This is a genomic window from Corallococcus sp. AB045 (assembly GCF_003668895.1).
Classification (GTDB): Bacteria; Myxococcota; Myxococcia; order Myxococcales; family Myxococcaceae; genus Corallococcus; species Corallococcus coralloides.
The window spans coordinates 84811-103241 of sequence record NZ_RAWN01000005.1 but is presented as its reverse complement, the minus strand read 5'-3'; the positions used below and the strand labels follow the sequence as shown (position 1 = coordinate 103241).

Sequence of the window (18431 nt, the reverse complement as noted above, 5' to 3'; positions counted from 1 at the left end):
CCTGCGTCCCCTGCGTCCCCTGCGTCCCCTGCGTCCCCTGCGTCCCCTGCGTCCCCTGCGTCCCCTGAGGCCCACCTCACTCAAGAAGGACTCCTCGGTGCGCCTGCATCAGTCACCGGGCTGGAGGATGCGCCGGTGGCACGCCCTTGCGTTGAGGAGCGTGGCGCCCGCGCCTCCGCGTCAGCCACCACTCAAGACGATGCGCAGGGGGAATGCCCTTGCGATGGGGAGCGTGCCTCCGGCACCACCGCGCAAGCCGAGGCGCTGGAGGCACGCCCTTGCGTCGAGGTGCGCGGCGCCGAAAGCTTCGCGTCAGCCACCGAGCTGGATGATGCGCCGGATGCACACCCCAGCGGGGAGAGTCATGGCTTCGGCGCTCCCGCGCCAACCAACGAGCCGGACGAGACGCTACGGGTACGCCCAAGCGTTGATGCTCATTGCCTCTGCTGCCTCACGCCCATCGCCGGAGACACCGGGCCACTTGGGATTGCACCGTGCCTCGATGCGCAGGCCCTCCGTGTTGAGCTGGGCAGCGGGCAGTTGGTGTCTTCATCCAAGCCGGGGCTTGCCCCCTGTGGGGCCGGTGGGGAGTGCGCAGGGCGGGACGTGGTGGGCGCTGCCTGGGGAAACTTGTCCGACAGTCGGACAGGTTTTGGCGCCTCGTCTCCGGAGGGGGGCTCCCGCAGCGTGAGGCTCCATCCACCGGCTCCCGCAGATACTTCCGCGGGGCATTTCGCATCGTGGGCGAGGCGCTTCATGGACTCCTGGGCTTCCCTGGGGCGCTGCGCAGTGCGCCTCTGGCGCTTCATGGCCCATTCCCCAGGCTCCTCTGCTTCGCGAGCGACGACAGGCCTTCACGCTCACTGTCGTTCATGAAGCGCGCCCCGGCCCCCTGAAGAGGAGCGCGAACTCCGGGGGGCCGCGGCTGCATCCGTCCGTGCCTTTTGCCGCGAAGGATGTGTTCGCGAACTTCTGGCGAGGCGTGACTAGAAGGCGCCGGACAGGCCCACCATCTGGGTCCCGAGCATCGGGTTGATTGACACCGAGGACGCCCGCGCGGTGGCGGGCGCGGTGTCATCCACGCGGCCGTGCAGGAGCAGGGGGACGGCGACGCCGAACGCGGTGCCCAGCACTGCGCCGGTGAGCACGTCGGAGAGGTAGTGCTTGTCCGCGCCCATGCGCAAGAGACCCACGGAGGCGGCGATCGGCAGGCCCACGCCCCAGACGACGGCCTGGTGCTTGTAGCCGCGCATCGCGGCGACGGTGCCGGCGGACACGGCCAGGGAGAAGGCCAGGTTGGTGTGGCCACTGTAGAAGGACAGGTTGTTGTCGCTGGGGTGCGCGGTGAGGCCCTTTTCCTCCTCCGGGAGGACGTGGACGAAGGGACGCTCGCGGCCCACGGCGAACTTCACCGCCTGGTTGGCGACGGAGGCGAGGACGGCGCTCTGCACCATGATGGTGGCGTCCTGGGCGAAGAACTCCGTGGAGGCGCCACTGCTGCGTCCCACGGCGTACTGGGTGCCCAGGAGGCCCAGCGGCACGCCCGCGAACCCGATGATGTTGCTCCAGGTGTCCGCGCGCTTGCGGGACGCCTCCGTGTTGCCCGCGATGCCGCGGCCCCAGCGGTCCAGGCGGTTGAGCCGGTCGGTGCCGTCCGGAGCACGGTCGCACCAGCGGCACTGCGCCGGGGCCAGGTTGTCCTTGAACACCGACTCGCTGGAGATCCACAGCGCGCCCGCGGTGCCGGTGATGATGCCGTCGCGGGTCCAGTTGAAGCGCAGCGCGCGCGGCGCGTCGGAGGTGTCCTGCGCGGCGGCGGGGGACAGCGGCGCCAGCAGGAGCAGGCAGAAGGTGGCGAGGGGCCGGTATGAAGCAAGCATGGGGCGGAGGAGCATAAGGGCGCTCCGCCCTTTTCCCGCAATCCGGGTAGCGTGGGCTCGTCGCGCCCCGGCTTGGTCGTCCGCGTGTCATCGGCCCGTTTTCCCCGGCGCCATGGCGCCAGCCTTGGTGTTCCAGAACCTGTCCGACTGTCCGACAGGTTCTGGGCCCTGGGCGCCTCCAGCCGGAGCGGCGCTGTCGCGGGTCGGGCGGAAAGGCTCGCGTCCTTGGACTTCCCGGGTTCTGAGGGCGGCAGGCGAGCGGACAACGGGCCAGGGTGTGGGAATGCGCAGAAAGGAGCATGAAAACGGCGCCCCTGGCCGTTCTAGAGTCCTCGCCCCGCATGCCCCGCCCTGGCCGCACACTCCACGTCTTCCCTGATGCCGCGCGCCGCCAGGCTGCCCTGCGGACGGAGCGGCGTGCGCGGGGCATCGCCGTGGGGACCCACCTGCTCACGTGGGACGACTTCGTCCACGCGCTGGGTGGGGCGCGCGAGCTCAACCGGCGGCCCTGTCCCGCGATGGCGGCCCGCGCCGTGGTGGCCGGCCTGGGCGCCACGCTGGGCCCCACACCGTTCGGCGACTACGTGCGCGAGCCCGCCTTCGCCCGCGCCGCGGCGGACGTGCTGCTGGACCTGAAGGCCGGCCGGCTCTCCCCGCGCGAACTCCAGGACGCCGCGGAGGTGCTGCCCCCGGAGCGCCGTACCCGCGCGCGGGTCCTCGCTCGGCTCTATCACCTGTACGAACAGCGCCTGGCGGAGCTGGGGCTCGCGGACCGCGAGGACGTGCTCCGGGGCGCTCGCGAGGCGCTGGACCGGGGCGCGTGGCCCTCGGGCTGGGACGGGGTGACGGGGCTGGTGCTCCACGGCGTCTACGACGTGCGCCCGTCGAAGCTGGAGCTGCTGATGGGGCTCGCCGCGGCGTGCGAGGCCCGGCGCGTGTCTCTGCGCGTGGAGACGCCGGTGGGTGGCTCGCCGGTGGCGGACGCGGCGCTCGCGGCATTGTTCCGCGCCTTCGAGAACCGGGGCGAGACCATGCCCCACGTGGACCTCTTCAAGGCGGACGTCACCTTCGAGGGCCGCCCCTTCACGGACCTGGGCCGGCACCTGTTCTCGCCCCGCGCCGCTCGCGACGTGCTGAAGGGCGCGGTGGATGGGCTGTCCGTGTGGAACGCGACGAACGCGCGCGAGGAGGCCCGCGTGGTGTCCCGCGACGTGCGCCGCCTCATCGACTCGGGCAGCGCGCCGGGCGACATCGCCATCGCGTACCGGGACCTGGGCCCGGAGGCGGGCTGGCTCGCGGAGGCCCTGGGCGACCTGGGAGTGCCGGTGCGCCTGCCGTGGGGTGAGCCGCTCGCGCTTGCGGGGCCGGTGCGGCTGGCGCTGGAGCTGCCGGTGCTGATGGAGGACGGCTTCCCGGCCGAACGCGTGGCGGAGCTCGTCTCCAGCCGCTACGTGCCTTCGCTGTCGCGCGGTGGGCCGGATGCACCCGCGACCCTCTTCGCGCTCGCCGCCGCGCGCGACGACCGCCTGGGCGCCACGCGAGGCAAGGGCGCCTACGACGTGCGCCTGGAAGGGCTCGCGCGCCGGATGGCCGCGCAGGGCGGCAAGCGCAAGGAGGACGCAGTCAAGGTGATGGCCGTGCGCGCGCTGCGCGACCGCGTGATGCGGCTCATCGACGAATGCCGCCACATCCCCCAGGAGGCCCCCGCCGCGGAGTCGATCGCCGCGTGGTGGAAGGTCGTGGAGCGGCTGGGCCTGCTGGACTCCGCGGGGCCCCTGGAGGCTCGCGAGGCCGGGACCCTGGGCGCACGCATCGAGGACGCAAGGGCCCGGGACGACGCGGCGCTCGCGGCGTTCCGCCAGCGGATGGAAGCGCTGCTGCGCTCGCTGCGCGCCGTGGGCGGAGGTCCCCGCATCACCCGGCGCGTGCTGGGCCGGTGGCTGGCGGACGCGCTGCGCGACGTGCACCTGCCCGCGCGAGGCCCGTCCACGGGCGCGGTGGAGGTGCTGGACCTGGCGGAGGTGCCGGGCCGCACCTTCCGGCACCTCTTCGTCGCCGGGCTCACGGAAGGCCGGCTCCCCGGGAGGGATCCGCCGTCGCCGCTGTTGGGAGACGCGGAGCGCGTGGCGCTCAACCAGCACCTGACCCGCGACGTGTTCCGCCTCACCGGCGGCGAGTTCGACGACCGGGCGCCCTGGCGCCTCACGGAGGACCGGCTGCTCTTCGCCAGCGCGCTCGCGGCGGCGGAGGGCTCGTTGAGCCTGTCGTTCGCGGTGAAGGCCGCGGGGGGACAGGAGCAGGTGCCCTCCGCGTTCCTGGAGGAGGTGCGCAGGCTCACTGGCCACAAGTGGTCCACGCGCACGCTGCCCCCGGTGCTGCCGCTGGACGAAGTGCTCACGCCGCCGGAGCTGCGGCGCACCGTGGCGCTGGAGGCGCTGGCGGGCCTGACCTTCCCCTCCTTGCGTGTCACGGAACCGGACCCCGCGGGACAGGTGCTCAAGGACCGCTTCGGCGCGGACGACTGGTTCCGCAGCGCGCGAGAACTGGCCCACATGGAGGCCGCGCGCCTACGCTTCTTCGGCCGCGAGGACGAACTGCCCGGCGAGTTCACCGGCGGCGTGCAGGGCCCCCAACTGGAGCAGAAGCTGCGCGACACGTTCCACTTCGGCCTGGAGCGCCCGCTGTCCGCGAGCGCCCTGTCGAAGTTCGGCAACTGTGGCTTCCAGGGCTTCATCGCGTACGGCCTGAAGGTGGCCGAGCCCGTGGTGGCCAACGAGGAGTTCGACGCCCGGGGCCGAGGCACCTTCTGGCACCGCGTGATGGAGGAGGTCTTCCAGGCGCTCAAGGAGAAGAAGCTCCTGGGCCAGGCGCCGGAGGACATCCCCGAAGAGGTGCTGGAGAAGGCGGTCAAGAAGGCCAGCCGGCACTTCGCGGAGCTGTACCACGTGGGCCACCACGAGCTGTGGAAGCTCGCGGGCGAGAAGGCCCAGGCCATGGCCCGGCGCATCCTCGCGGATCCGCGGCATGGTCTGCCGTTCGACCCGCTGGTGCCCGAAGGCTTCGAGCTGCGCTTCGGCCCGGCGGCCGAGGACAAGCGCTGGAGCGACGTGAAGCTGATGGTGGCGGAGGACGCCATCGTCTTCGAGGGACAGATCGACCGGCTGGACACGGCCGGCGTGGAAGTGGGCGTCATCGACTACAAGACGGGCCGCCTGGACAAGCGCACGCTGAAGGAGAACCTGCTGCGGTCGGACTTCCAGCTCCCGCTGTACCTCTACGCCGCGCGCGAGGCCGGCCACGTGGGCGCGCGCAACGCGGCGTGGTTCTCACTGCGCACGGGCGACGCCATCCACCTGTCCTCCGTGCTGCCGCCCGCGGAGCTGGAGGACCTGCTGTCCACCGACCCGGAGGTGCGCCAGCGCGTGGCGGAGGCCGCCGGCCTCAACCTGCCCAACGCGGTGGAGTCGCTGGTGCGTCAGCTGCGCAAGGGCGACTTCCCGGCGCGGCCCAATGACTGCGGCAAGTGCGGCTACCGCGCGGTGTGCCGCATCACCGAGCGCCGCATCTCGGACGAGGGGAGCGGATGAGCGACACCGCGCCCCACATGCTCGCGCTGGAGAAGAACCTGGCCCTGATGGCGGGCGCCGGCGCGGGCAAGACGTACAGCCTGGTGACGATGACGCTGCACCTGTTCGCGGGAGCGCGGCAGGCGGAGCCGCTGCGCCCGTCCCGGCTGTGCATGCTCACGTTCACGGACAAGGCCGCCGCCGAAATGCGCAAGCGCGTCCGCGAGCGCCTGGACGCGCTGGCCCAGGGAGACGTCCCGCTCGACGCGGAGACGGGCCTGCGCGCGTCGCTCGCGAGGCTGGAGCGCCCGTTCCCCACGCAGGACGCGTGGCGCAAGGTGCGCGAGGAGCTGGGCGCCGCGACGGTGGGCACGTTCCACTCGCTCTGCGGTCAGCTCCTGCGCCGTGCGCCGCCCGCGGTGGGAATCGATCCCGCCTTCGAGGTGCTGGACGAGCTGGAGGCCGCGGGCCTGCTGGAGGACGTCACCGAACGCGTGGTCCTGGACGCGCTGGAGGGCGGCGACGCGCGCGTGCGCGAGCTGTGCGCGGAGCTGGGCTTCTCCGGCTCTGGCTTCTCCGACGGGCTCGTGGCCGCGCTGATGGACGTCTACGGCACGCTGCGCGAAGAGGGCCTCAAGGCCGCCACGGCGCGCGTGGGCGACGGCGTGGCGGACAAGGCGCAGCTCGAGGCCCTCATCGAGGATTGCCGCCGCCTCTGCCTGGACGCCCGAGCCCAGGACACCAAGGGCGAGTGGAGCAACCTCCTGTCCGCGTGCGAGCCCGCGTTGAAGGGCATGACGCCGGACACGTTCATGCAGCCGGGTCACTTCCCGCTGCTGCGGTCCGTGCTGCTGTCGGAGCCGCGCAACCTGGCCAACCTGCGCAAGGGCGCGGGCGCGTGCCTGAAGGAACTGCTCTGGAAGGTGAAGGGCAAGAGCGACGGCTCCGTGCGGCGGCTGGAGGATGCCTACGCCGCGTGGCGCACGGCGCCCTTCGAGGCGACCTTCCGCGACCTCCTGACCCAGGTGGAGGAGCGGCACGACGCGGAGCTGACCCGGCGCAACGTGTTCGACTTCACCTCGTTGCTGGTGAAGGCGCGCGACCTCTTGCGCGACCATCCGGAGTTTCGGCAGCAGGTGCAGGAGCGGCAGGGCGCGCTGCTGGTGGACGAGTTCCAGGACACCAACCGGCTGCAACTGGAGCTGGTGCTGCTCCTGTCGGAGAAGCGCGAAGGTGGCCCGCGCGAGCTGACGCCGGACGCGGACCTGGTGGCCTCGCTGCCCCTGGAGCCCGCGTTCCTGTGCGCGGTGGGTGACCGCAAGCAGTCCATCTACGAGTTCCGTGGCGCGGACGTGTCCGTGTTCAAGGTCCTCGCGGATAAAATCGAAGCCGAGGGCGGCATGCGCGGCTTCCTCCAGAACAACTACCGCTCGCTGCCCGGTGTCCTGTCCTTCTTCAACCGCGCGTTCGCCGGGCTGCTCGTGGCGAAGGAGGCGACGCCCCGTCCCTTCGAGGTCGTCTACGAACCCGAGACGGACGACCTGTCGCCCACGCGCCCGAACCTGGCCGACGGGCCCGTGGTGGAGCGGCTCACCCTGCCGGAGGCCGACACCGCCCCGGAGCTGCGCGAGTACGAAGCGGACGCGGTGGCCCGCAGGCTGCGGGTGATGCTCGCGCCCGGTGCTCCGCCAGCGGTGATGGCGGAGGACAAGAAGGGCCTGCGTCCCGCGCGCGGCGGCGACGTGGCCATGCTCTTCCGGACCTTCACGCACCTGGAGGAGTACCGGCAGGCGTTGATCCGCCACGGCGTGCCGCACCGGGTGCTGCGAGGCCGCGGTTTCTACGGGGCCCAGGAGGTGCGCGACCTCGCCTCGCTGCTGGCGCTGCTCGCGGACGCGGACGACGCGCTGGCGTTCGCCGCGGTGCTGCGCTCGCCGCTCGTCGGCCTGTCGGACGCGTCGCTGTTCCGGCTCGCGGGGGACCTGCCGCTGTCGCTCGGCTCACCCCGGCTGGTGGATGAAGAGGTCCGCGCCGCCATGTCCGCGCGCGAGCAGTCGCGGCTCGCGCGCTTCCTGGAGCTCATCCCCGTGCTGCGGCGCGAGAGGGATCGGCTGGGCGTGCATGCCCTCTTGCAGGCCGCGCTGGACGCGACCGGCTATCGCGAGGCACTCGCGGGCTCGCCCTACGCGGAGCAGGCGAGCGCGAACGTGGAGAAGCTCCTGTCGCTGGCGTCACGCCGGGACGAGCGCGGCACGGGCGGCTGCGTGGCCTTCGCGCGTGAGCTGCGCCAGCTGGCGGACTCCGACCCCAACGAGGCCCAGGCGGACCTGCTGGACGAGGGCGACCCGCGCGCAGTGCAGCTGCTCACCATCCACCGCGCGAAGGGCCTGGAGTGGCCGGTGGTCATCGTGCCCGGGATGGGAGGCCGCCGCCGCACCACGTCCGCCCGGGCCTACTTCGAGCGCTCCTTCGGCCTGGCCTTGCGGCCGTGGATGCCGGACTCGCTGGACACGTTCACCTCCGAACGCTTCGAGGCCGTGCGCGCCGAGCTGAAGGCCCGCGAGGACGCCGAATACCTGCGCCTGCTCTACGTGGCCCTCACGCGCGCCAAGGACCTGCTCGTATTGTCCGGCGGCGAGGAGAAGCGCGCGGGCACGGACACGTGGTGGCACCGCGTGGACCGACGGCTGGACGCGGATCCGGATCTGCGTGCGCTCGCCAACGACGTGGACGTGGAGCAGCTGCCGCCGCCCGCGGATCCGGAGCCGCCCACGAAGGAGCAACTCGAACAGGCGCGGATCCGCCTGGAGTCCGCGCTGGAGCGGATGTCCGACGAAGCCTCCGGGGCCGGTGCCGCCGTGTTCACCGACGCCCCGGCGGTCGCCTCCGTGCGCGCGGTCCAGGACTTTCTCACCTGCCCGCGCCGCTACCACCAGCTCCACCGCATGGGGCTCGCCGTCGGATCCGAACCCTGGGAGGCCCCCGTGCGCGCCGCGCCCCTCTTCGTGGAGCCCGACGGCTGGCTGCCCGTGGAGCGTCCGGACCAGCTCGTCACGCGGCTGTTGCGCGAGGTGGACCTGTCGCTCGCGGGCCCGGACGCGGAGGCCCCCGAGCGGCGCGCGCACCTGGAGAACCTCCTGCGCGGCGCGGGCCGGGATCCGGACGAGGACGACCTGGGCGACGTGCTCGCCACCGTGGAGCGCTTCCTGGGCACGACGTTCGCCCGCCAGCTCGCGGCGGTGCCCGCGTCCACCATCCACCGGGGCCTGGACTTCGTGCTGGACCTGGATGACTCCGCCAGCGTGGAGGGCGCCGTGGATCTGCTCTGGGAAGCGCCGGACGGCGAGGCCGTGGCGGTGCTCCTTCGCCCGGGCGCCCGCCACCCCCTGGGCCCGGCCGCGTGTGCTCACGAGCTGACAGCCCTGGCCCTGGCGTCCGCGCGGATGGTGCGCGACGGGGTGCCGGTGCGGGTGGGCGTGGCCTTCCTGGGAGACGCCTCCCCGGAGCCGGAATTCCTCCCGGCCGGATCCGCCGACGCCGGGGCGGTGCGCCGGCTGGCAGAGGGCGTCCGAGCGCTCGTCCAGGCCGAAATGTCGCGGGCATGGCCGGGGTGGGACAAGGCGGCCTGCCAGGCCCTTCACTGCGGCTTCGCGGAACACTGTCACCCGGCCCCTCCCGCGTGCTAAGCGGCGGGCACCATGCCGAACGTCGTCGTCATCGGAGCGCAGTGGGGAGATGAGGGGAAGGGCAAGGTCGTCGACCTTCTCACCGAGCACGCCCAGGTGGTCGTCCGTTTCCAGGGCGGCAACAACGCGGGCCACACGCTGGTGGTGGGTGGGCAGAAGACCGTCCTGCACCTGATTCCGTCCGGCATCCTTCACCCGGGCAAGACGTGTGTCATTGGCAACGGGGTGGTGGTGGATCCCGCCGTCCTCGTCGGAGAGATCGACGCGCTCAAGCCGCGCGGCTTCCTCAAGGATGACGCGCAGCTGCTCATCTCCGACAACGCCCACGTCATCTTCCCGTGGCACAAGCTGCTGGACAGCTTCCGTGAGAAGGCGCGCGGTGGCAGCGCCATCGGCACCACGGGGCGGGGCATCGGTCCGGCCTACGAGGACAAGGTGGCCCGCCGGGGCATCCGCGTGCGCGACCTGCTCCACCCGGAGCGCCTGCGCCGCCGCATCGACGAGCGCCTGCCCGCCGCGCTGGAGGAGCTGAAGGACCTCTGCGCCCAGGCGGGCGTGGACGTGCCGCGCCTGGAGACGCCGCAGGTGCTGGCGGAGTTCTCCGCCCTGGGCGAGCGGCTGCGCCCCTACGTGCACGACGTGTCCCTCTTCCTCTCCGAGCAGGTCCGCCGCGGCGCCCGCATCCTCTTCGAGGGCGCGCAGGGCACGCTCCTGGACGTGGACCACGGCACCTATCCGTTCGTCACCAGCTCCAACTGCGTGGCGGGCAACGCCGCGGTGGGCTCGGGCCTGGGCCCCACGGCCATCGACAAGGTGATGGGCATCAGCAAGGCGTACACCACGCGCGTCGGCGGAGGCCCGTTCCCCACGGAGCTGAGCGACGAGCTGGGAGACCGGCTGCGCAAGGTGGGCGACGAGTTCGGCGCCACCACGGGCCGCCCGCGCCGCTGCGGCTGGCTGGACGGCGTGGTGCTGCGCTACGCGGTGCGCGTCAACGGCCTGTGGGGCCTGGCGCTCACCAAGCTGGACGTGCTCAGCGGCATCAAGACGCTCAGCATCTGCAACGCGTACGAGCTGGACGGCCAGCGTGTCACCGAGCTGCCCGGTGACTACGAGGACCTGGCGCGCGTGAAGCCCATCTACGAGTCGCTGCCCGGCTGGGACGAGAAGATCGCCGGCGTGCGCACCTTCGACGAACTGCCGGAAGCCGCCAAGCGCTACGTGCGCCGCGTGGAAGAGGTCAGCGGCGTGCCCGTGGTGTGCGTCTCCGTGGGCGCCGACCGTGGCGAGACGGTGCTCCTGCAGAACCCCTTCCGCAGCTAGGAAGGACGCAGGCCGCAGTGGTCCTGGCCCGCCGGGGGCCAGGACGGGAGAGGGACATGGTTCGCACGCGCAGGTTCCAGCTCGGGGTCTCGGCGGTGGTGTGGCTTGGCACGTTGGCGGTGCCGGCCTGGGCCCAGGGCTCAAGCGCCCAGCCCCCGGCCCCCGAGGCGAAGCCCGCCGCCCCGGCCGCGCGCGCACCGGGCCCGGCCACCGACACGCCTCCCGGTCCGCTGGAGCCCCAGCCCCAGCGCACGTCGCAGGCCGTGCTGGCGGCCACGCGGATCCGCGACGGGGACGCGCTGATGCGCGAGCGCCGCTACCGCGAAGCGGCCTTCGCCTTCCTCGACGCCGAGCACGCGGCGCCGGATCACGTGGAGGCGCGCTTCAAGCTGGGCAACGCGCTGGCGGTGCTCGGCTACTACGCGCGCGCCATCGAGGAGTGGGAGGCCGCGTCGCGCCTCACCCAGGACGCCGCCATCCGTCAGAGCGCGCAGGACAACATCACCCGGGCGCGCGTGAAGCAGGGCGAGCTCGGAGCGTCGCCGCAGGCCGTGGGGCAGCCGCCCGGCTCGGGCCCCGTGGCGGACACGACGCGGGCCCAGGCGCGCCGCGCCTATGAGCAGGGCGTCCAGCACATCAGCCAGCGCGCCTACGCGCCCGCGCTCCAGACGCTGACGCAGGCCCTGCAGCAGGAGCCGCTCCTGACCGTTGCGTACATCGCGCGGGGCAGCGCCAACATCGGGCTGCGGCGCTACGCGGAGGCCGCGGCGGACTACCAGTTCGCGCTGAAGCTGGAGCCGGACGCGGCCTCGCCGCTGTACGGACTCGCGGAGGCGTACCGCGCGCTGGGCCGCAACCTGGAGGCCCGTGAGCTCTACGAGCGCTACGCGCGCTCCACCGCCGCCGACGTGCGGCCCGAGCTGAAAGAGGAGTCCCGCCAGAAGGCCGAGCGCCTGCGCTGACCGTCTGCCTGGAGAGCAGACGGGCATGGTCCGAGGGACTGTCCGGCCCACTATTTTATAGGGCATGGACGGACGCGATCGGACGGTGGAGGGGAAGCAGCCGCACCAAATCTTTCGCCCGCGCAGGGTGCTCGCCGCCGTGATGGCTGCGGCAGGCCTGTTATGGCTGGGCATCTTCGCCTGGCTGTTCCACTTCGACGGGGTGCCGCTGCAGACGTTCCTGTCCGCGGCCTTCTTCGTCATCTTCTTCGGGGTGGCCGTCACCTACTACGGCCGCACCCGCATTGAAGTGGACTCGAGGGGCATCACCTGCCGGGGCATGGTGCGCACCCGGCGCTTCTCCTTCGCGGACATCCGCAAGCTGGACGTCCTCCCCGGGCCGGTGACGGTCTACGCCATCCGGGGCAGCCAGGGCTTCGTGCACTTCACCAGCTTCTTCCGTCACCACCGGCACCTGGCCCGGCTCCTGGTGGAGCGCGCGGGCCTCTCGCCCCTGCCGGCGTAGGGCGCGCGCTGCTTCAGCCGGTCGCCGCCACCAGGGAGGTGACGAGCAGCGCACCCAGGGCCAGCGCGACGGCCCCGGCGATGATCCATCCCTCCAGGCGCCGTGGCCCTCGTTCGGGAGGCCGCGGCGTTGCTGCATCCGCGGGCTCCTCCACGGCGGCCACCGGACGGGGCACGGGCCGCGTCTCTCCAGAGGCCTCATCGAACGCCGCCTGGAAGCGGAGCAGCGAGCGCCCCAGCTCCACGACGTCCCCGTCCGCCAGGGGCGCTGGGGCCTCCAGCCGCACGCCGTTGAGGAACACGCCGTTGGGCGTCCCCAGGTCCTCCAGCAAGAAGCCCGGGTCCTCGCGGCGGATCCGCGCGTGCATCCGCGACACGGCCCGGTCGCGCAGCCTCAGGGCCGCGCCGTCGCCCCTGCCGATGTCCGTGCGCGCCTCCGCGAGCGCGTGACAGCGGCCCACGTCCAGTCCGGTGAGGCAGGTGAGGGAGGCGGCGCGGGACGGCGGGGCGTCCGCGTCCGTGAGCAGGCCCTTGAGCACCGCGACGGTGCCCACGCCGCGCCCGGGGGCGCTCGGCTCGGCGAGCACGCGCAGGCACATGCCGTCCGGAAGGCCCAGCACCTCGCCGGGCACCACCAGGCGCGAAACGCCGGGCAGCACGCGCACCGCGTTCACGGTGAAGCTGCGCACCGCCTCCACCATGAGCCGCCCGGAGTCGATGCGCAGGGTCAATAGCCCCGGAGGAAGGCCCTCCAGGTGGACATGGTCGTCGGGGCCGCCGCCCAGGAGGTGGTGGCCCTCGGTCAGCTCGAACGGGGTGGGGGTGCCCAGGTGCTCGAATTCGAAGCGCATGCGGACGCCCGGCAGCAAGCCTCACGCCTGCCACCGGACGTCGCGTTTTCGCGAGGTTGCCCCCAGGCCCCATCCAGCCCCGGCCCCCCATGTCCGGAGGCCGGGACGGCGGTGGCCATCGCTTCTGGCTAGAAGGTGGCGCCCAGGTTGATGGTGCCCACGTAGCGGCCGCCGCTGCTGAACGTCTCGTCGCCGCCCAGGTCCACGTCGGACGGCGGCACGGTGAGCGCGAACTCCTGGTCGAACAGGAAGTTGTAGTTCACGCGCGCGTCCGCGGTGAAGCTGCCGATGTGCAGGCGCAGGCCCGCGCCCACCGGCACGTGGCCCACCGTGTCGTCCTGGAAACCCAGGGCCGCTGCGCGCACGTTGTAGCGGCTCAGGCCCAGGCCGCCCATGACGTACGGCTGGATCGGCGTGGCCGTCAGGCCCAGCGTCACCGCCGCCTGCGCGCCGTTGCGCACGATGTCCGGTCCGCTGGTGTCCGTCGCCAGCACGCGGCTGTCGTTGAAGTTGCTGATGGCGCCCGTGTAGGCCAGCTCCAGGCCCAGCACGTTCGTCGGCTTGATGGCCACCGTGACGCCGTAGCCCAGGCCTGGATCAATCTGGTCGCGCAGGCCGCTGGTGTAACCCTCCACACCGCCGCCCACGAGGAACGTCAGGCCGCGCATGTCCGCGGACCTGCGCAGCTCCGTCGAAGCCGCCTGCGCGGAGCCCGCCGCCAACACCGCCACCGCCGCCGCGCCAGCCAACAATCCCTTGCTCATGTGGTCCCCTCCCTGTGTTGGACCGAAAAGTGGGGTGGACTTTCGTCCATGCCAACCGGGCCTCGGGGGCCTGCCGGCTCGGCCGCCCTCCCTTGCGGACGGGTTGCCCAGGCACAGGAAGCGCGCTGCCCCACCCGAGGAAGGACGCTTCCCAGAAGACGGGAAGGGTAGACTCCGCTCCTTCGATGCGCCTCCGCTCCCTTGCCCTCGCCCCGTTGCTGTCCTCCGTCCTGTTCATGGGTGGCGCCTGCCGCGATGAACAGGCGGGCCCCGCTCACCGCACGCCCAAGCTGCCCGCGCCCACGACGCTGCGGACGCTCGACGCGGCCCCGGAGGGGCTCACCTTCCGCAGCGGCGCCACGTTCGCCGGAGGCGCCATCGTCTACCTGGGCGCGCGCGTGACGCCGGAGAAGGCCACGCCGGGGCAGCCGGTGCGCATCGCGCACTACTTCCAGGCCGTGCGCCCGCCACCCCAGGGCTTCCACTTCTTCGCGCACGTGGTGGAGCCGGAGAGCGGCCAGATGCTGGCCAACGCGGATCACGAGTTCCAGGACGGCGCCGCGCCGCTGGAGACCTGGCCCGTGGGCCGGGTGCTGGAGGACGTGCACACCGTCGCCATGCCCGCCACGCCCGCACGGCTCGTGTTGGGCTTCTGGAGGGACGACGAGCGGCTCGCGGTGGATGATCCGCGCATGCAGCTGGGGGGCAACCGGATGCGCGGTCCGCTCCTGGGCGGTGAGCCTCCCGCGCTGCCGGAGTACACCGTCACGCGCGTGAAGAAGGCGCCGGTGGTCGACGGCGCGCTGGACGACGAGGCCTGGAAGGGCGCGAAGCCGGTGACGCTCGCGGGCAGCTTCGACGGCCGGCCCGTGCGGCTGCGCACCCAGGCGCGCCTCGTCTACGACGACGCGAACCTGTACGTGGCCTTCGACGTGGAGGACCCGGACATCTGGGGCACCATGCGCAACCGCGACGACTCCATCTACGAGCAGGAGGTCGTGGAGGTGTTCCTCGACGCCAACGCGGACGGGCGCACGTACAACGAGCTGCAGGTGTCGCCCCACAACGTCATCTTCGACGCGTACTTCCCCGCGCGGCGCCAGGGCATGGACCGCTCCTGGGACTCAGGCATGAAGACGGCGGTGAAGGTGCGCGGCACGCTGGACGACGCGTCCGACCGCGACGAGGGCTGGACGGTGGAGATGGCCATCCCGTTCAACCGGCTCGCGGAGGTGCCGCACATTCCGCCCCAGCCCGGTGAGCGCTGGCGCTTCAACCTCTACCGGTTGGAGCACCACGACCGTCGGCAGGTGGAAGGCCAGGCCTTCTCGCCTCTCTTCATCGGCGACTTCCACGCGCTGCCGCGCTTCGGCTGGCTCGTCTTCCAGTAGGCCGGCGCGTCACGCGTGGGGCGAGATGTCCCACGGTGCGTCCGCCACGGAGCGCTCCGCCGGGTCGCCCAGGAAGCGCACGAAGCCCCGGGACTCCAGCGTGTCGACGAGCTCCTCGGCCTCCAGTTCGGAGAACCGGTTGTCCCTCATGTCGAGCAGCATGTCGCGCATGAGGGACTTGCCGCGCAGGTAGCCCACGGGCTCGCCAGGGCCCAGGCGGGCCTTGAGTTGGGCGGTGAGCTGCCGGAGATCCAGGTCGTCGGAGATCATCACCGTTCAAGCTGGGCCTGCCTCCCACTCCCGGCAACGGGGGGCGGCGCGGAATCCACGCGCGGCAGGAAGGACACCAGCCGGACGTCCTCGCCGTCGCTCTCCAGGGTGATGGCCCCATCCCGGTCGGTGCGCCAGCACTCGGTGCCCAGGGCCCGGTAGCGCGCCTCCACCTCCGGATGGGGGAACCCATAGCGGTTGCGCCGGCCCACGCAGAACACCGCGTGACGCGGACGGGTGCGCTCCAGGAGCGGCGCGGTGGACGACGTGCGCGAGCCATGGTGCGGCACCTTCAATACCGTCACCGGGCCCAGCGCCTCCTCGAGCGCGGCCTCGCCGTCCGCCTCCACGTCGCCCGCCAGCAGCACGGTGACGTCGCCATGGCGCACGCGCAGCACCACGCTCCGGTCGTTCGCGCCCTCCATCAGCTCCCGGTCCACGGGGGGCCCCAGCACCTCCAACGTCGCCTCACCCAGGACGAACGCGGGATGCCCCACCTCCACCTCCTCCACCGTGGCGCCCTTCGCGGCCGAGATGATCCGCCGGGACAGCGGCCCCTCCGCGCTCCCCGCGGACAGCCACAGGCGTTCGGTCGGCACCTGCGCCAGCGTCGACACGAGCCCGAGCGCATGGTCCGGATGCGGATGGGAGAGCACCGCGAGGTCCAGCCTCGACACGCCCTCGGCCTTGAGGAAGGGCAGGACGAACCGCTCCCCGGTATCCGCGCCCTCCGGAACGCCGCCCGCGTCCACCAACGCGTGGTGTCCCCGGGAGCGCAGCACCACCGCGTCCCCCTGGCCCACGGAGAGGAAGGTGATCCGCAGCGCGGGCTCCGGAGCGAGCACGGGCAGCAGCAGTGCACCCAGCACGGCCCCCGGAACGAGCAGGCCCAGCCAGCGCCAGCGCCCCGAACCCAGCGCCCATGCGCCCAGCCCCACCGCGTACGCGCCGCCAAGCCACGGCCCCAGGCCCGGCACCTCCACCGCCGCGAAGGGCACGGCCGCGAAGCCCCGCGTCAGCACGAGGAGGAGCTCCGACGCCCAGGCGCCCGCCCACAGCACCGGCGTCGCCACGACCGGCGCCACGACGAAGAGGGCCGCGCCGCCCGCCGCGAGCCCGGTGAGCAGTCCGCACAGGGGCAGGGCGACGATGTTGGACACGAGCCCCGCCAGGCTCACCCGGCCGAACGCCGCCGCGACCACGGGCAGCCCCACGAGCGTCGCCGCGCCGCTCGCGCACAACGTCTGCGCCACGGTCTCACGCGCCTGGGCGGCCCACCGCTTCAGCAGCCGGGGCTCGGAAGGGGCCGGCCGATCCAGGGGAAGGGCCTCGCGCAGCGCGGGTGACAGCAGCACCAGCCCCAGCACCGCGAGGAACGACAGCCGGAGGGACAGGTCCACGACACTGGAGGGCGTCCAGGCCACAAGCACCAGCGCCGCCAGCGACAGGCCGTTCAGCCCATCCGCGCGCCGCCACAGCGACAGGCCCAGCAGCACCGCCGTGGCCATCACCGCCGAGCGCACCGCGGGCGCCTGGTTCCCCGTGAAGAGCACATAGGCCCAGACGAAGGGCACCGCCGCCGGAGCCGCCCACCGCCGTGCCTCCAGAGTCCGCCAGCGTCCACCCAGCCGCACGAGCCCTCGCCTGAGCAGCGCGAGCGTCATCAGCGCGAGCGCCGCCACGTGCAGCCCGCTGACGCTGAGCACATGCGCGAGCCCCGCCCGTGAGAACGCATCCTCCCAGGAGGCGTCCAGGTCCGCGCGCTGCCCGGCGGCCAGCGTGAGGAACAGCGCCGCCGCGTCCGCCGAGGGCGCGACCCCATGCACCGCCGTCGTCAGCCGCCCGCGCACGTCCTCCAGCGCGAGCCGCCAGGAGGGGGCAGGGGAGAGCGCCAGCACGCGCCCCGGAACGAAGCCGCCCGTGAAGGCCACGCCCTGCCGCCGCCGCGCCGACGAGAAGTCCCGCTCGCCCGGATTCGAAGGAGGCGCATCCGGCAGGAGCCGCGCTTCCACCCGCACGCGCTGTCCGGGGTGCAATTCCAGACCATCCCCCCGCCCCGAAAGGCTGACGCGGAATCGAGCTGCCGCCGGAGGCTCGGGAATCAGCCCTGCACGGGCCACCGCGAGCCGCAGTCTCACGGCGCCATCGAAGCGCTCCACGCGCTCCAACTCGCCTTCAAGGACCGCGCTGCCGCCTTCCTTCAAGGAGGGAGGGACGTCGACCCGCGCCTCCAGGGCGGAAAGCCCCGCGCCCGTCAGGGCCAGCGCGCCAAGCACCGCGAGGTGTGCTCCAGGCAACGGGCCGAGCGCCATGCCCAAGCCACCCAGGCAAAGCGCGCAGAGGAGAAATACCCCGGCGAAGCTCTCTGTTCCGGTTGCCCAGAGGGCGCCGAGCAAGAGGCTCAGCGCTGGAAAGAACAACGGACGCGTACCCAGGTCGCGCCACGAATAACGAACCAACACCCACCCCCACCCACCGCCCCGTCCGTCTCGCGGCGCTCACACACCGAGCGACACCGCACACAAAACCGGACACCGTAGTGCGGCTGTCATCGGGTGGTCAAGGCGATTTCGTTGCCCGTGGATGTGGTTTGTGGTAGTAGTGGCGGGCGTGAAGGCCGGGGTCGAAGCTTTCTCCAAGGAGGCAGTTAGTGCAGACCAGCTTCAAGACTGGTGACAAGGCGGTTTATCCGGGCCAGGGCGTCGGTGAGGTGATGGGCATCGAGCACACCGAGGTCGCCGGGCAGCGCCAGTCGTTCTACGTGCTGCGCATCCTGGAGAACGGGATGCGGATCATGATCCCGATCAACAAGGTCGGTTCGGTCGGCCTCCGGGAGATCATCAGCGAAGAGGACGTCAAGCAGGTCTATTCCATCCTCCGCGAGAAGGACATCTCCGTCGACTCCACCACGTGGAACCGCCGGTACCGCGAGTACATGGAGAAGATCAAGACGGGCTCCGTCTTCGAAATCGCCGAGGTGCTCCGCGACCTGTACCTGCTCAAGGGCGACAAGGACCTGTCGTTCGGAGAGCGCAAGATGCTGGACACGGCGCGCTCCCTGCTGATCAAGGAACTGTCGCTGGCCAAGGACTGCTCCGAGGAAGAGGTCGAGTCCGACCTGAAGAAGATCTTCAACCTCGCCTGAGTCCCCGCGTGACGCGCGGCCCCAGGCCGCCGCGTTCGCACCCCTCGCCCCGGGTTCCCTCGATGGAATCCGGGGCGTCGTGTTTCTGG

At 72.3% G+C, this 18431-nt stretch carries 12 protein-coding genes; 7 read left to right on the top strand and 5 right to left on the bottom strand.

Annotated features, from left to right (window positions below; genetic code table 11):
* Positions 1 to 986: 986 nt before the first annotated feature.
* Positions 987 to 1880: a phosphatase PAP2 family protein gene (locus D7Y21_RS02320; protein WP_120566551.1), complete on the bottom strand. Its 894-nt coding sequence runs from the start codon at positions 1878 to 1880 to the stop codon at positions 987 to 989.
* Positions 1881 to 2221: 341 nt separating this feature from the next.
* Here D7Y21_RS02320 and D7Y21_RS02315 point away from each other — a divergent pair, with 341 nt between their 5' ends.
* The 5 genes from D7Y21_RS02315 to D7Y21_RS02295 all read left to right on the top strand — a co-directional run bounded on the left by D7Y21_RS02315 (position 2222) and on the right by D7Y21_RS02295 (position 11922).
* The gene (locus tag D7Y21_RS02315) at positions 2222 to 5467 is read left to right on the top strand and encodes a PD-(D/E)XK nuclease family protein (protein ID WP_121710929.1); all 3246 of its coding nucleotides are present in this window, start codon (positions 2222 to 2224) and stop codon (positions 5465 to 5467) included.
* Entirely contained in the window at positions 5464 to 9132 is a 3669-nt protein-coding gene (locus D7Y21_RS02310; RefSeq protein WP_121710927.1) for a UvrD-helicase domain-containing protein, read from the top strand. Before D7Y21_RS02315 ends, D7Y21_RS02310 begins: the two co-directional genes overlap by 4 nt.
* A gap of 12 nt (positions 9133 to 9144) precedes the next feature.
* Positions 9145 to 10455, top strand: coding sequence for an adenylosuccinate synthase (locus D7Y21_RS02305; protein WP_120566437.1), 1311 nt, complete (start codon positions 9145 to 9147; stop codon positions 10453 to 10455).
* A 56-nt stretch (positions 10456 to 10511) separates the two neighbouring features.
* On the top strand, positions 10512 to 11417 hold the full coding sequence (locus D7Y21_RS02300) for a lipopolysaccharide assembly protein LapB (protein WP_121710924.1): 906 nt from the start codon (positions 10512 to 10514) through the stop codon (positions 11415 to 11417).
* A gap of 64 nt (positions 11418 to 11481) precedes the next feature.
* Positions 11482 to 11922: a PH domain-containing protein gene (locus D7Y21_RS02295; protein ID WP_120566439.1), complete on the top strand. Its 441-nt coding sequence runs from the start codon at positions 11482 to 11484 to the stop codon at positions 11920 to 11922.
* Positions 11923 to 11935: 13 nt separating this feature from the next.
* Here D7Y21_RS02295 and D7Y21_RS02290 read toward each other — a convergent pair whose 3' ends face one another.
* Positions 11936 to 12772 carry an FHA domain-containing protein gene (locus D7Y21_RS02290; protein WP_121710935.1) on the bottom strand — a complete coding sequence of 279 codons (837 nt, stop codon included), beginning with the start codon at positions 12770 to 12772 and terminating at the stop codon, positions 11936 to 11938.
* Positions 12773 to 12900: 128 nt separating this feature from the next.
* A complete protein-coding gene (locus tag D7Y21_RS02285) occupies positions 12901 to 13536 on the bottom strand; it encodes an outer membrane beta-barrel protein (RefSeq protein ID WP_120566440.1) in 636 nt (211 codons plus the stop codon).
* 185 nt (positions 13537 to 13721) lie between these two features.
* Here D7Y21_RS02285 and D7Y21_RS02280 point away from each other — a divergent pair, with 185 nt between their 5' ends.
* Complete coding sequence (locus D7Y21_RS02280; RefSeq protein WP_121710923.1) at positions 13722 to 14927, top strand: carbohydrate-binding family 9-like protein; 1206 nt, start codon at positions 13722 to 13724, stop codon at positions 14925 to 14927.
* A gap of 9 nt (positions 14928 to 14936) precedes the next feature.
* Here D7Y21_RS02280 and D7Y21_RS02275 read toward each other — a convergent pair whose 3' ends face one another.
* Positions 14937 to 15197, bottom strand: a complete 261-nt coding sequence (locus tag D7Y21_RS02275) for a hypothetical protein (protein WP_120566442.1) — start codon at positions 15195 to 15197, stop codon at positions 14937 to 14939.
* A complete protein-coding gene (locus D7Y21_RS02270) occupies positions 15197 to 17509 on the bottom strand; it encodes a DNA internalization-related competence protein ComEC/Rec2 (RefSeq protein WP_233611919.1) in 2313 nt (770 codons plus the stop codon). Before D7Y21_RS02270 ends, D7Y21_RS02275 begins: the two co-directional genes overlap by 1 nt.
* 338 nt (positions 17510 to 17847) lie before the next feature.
* Here D7Y21_RS02270 and D7Y21_RS02265 point away from each other — a divergent pair, with 338 nt between their 5' ends.
* Positions 17848 to 18342 carry a CarD family transcriptional regulator gene (locus D7Y21_RS02265; protein WP_014398206.1) on the top strand — a complete coding sequence of 165 codons (495 nt, stop codon included), beginning with the start codon at positions 17848 to 17850 and terminating at the stop codon, positions 18340 to 18342.
* The last annotated feature ends 89 nt before the right edge of the window (positions 18343 to 18431 follow it).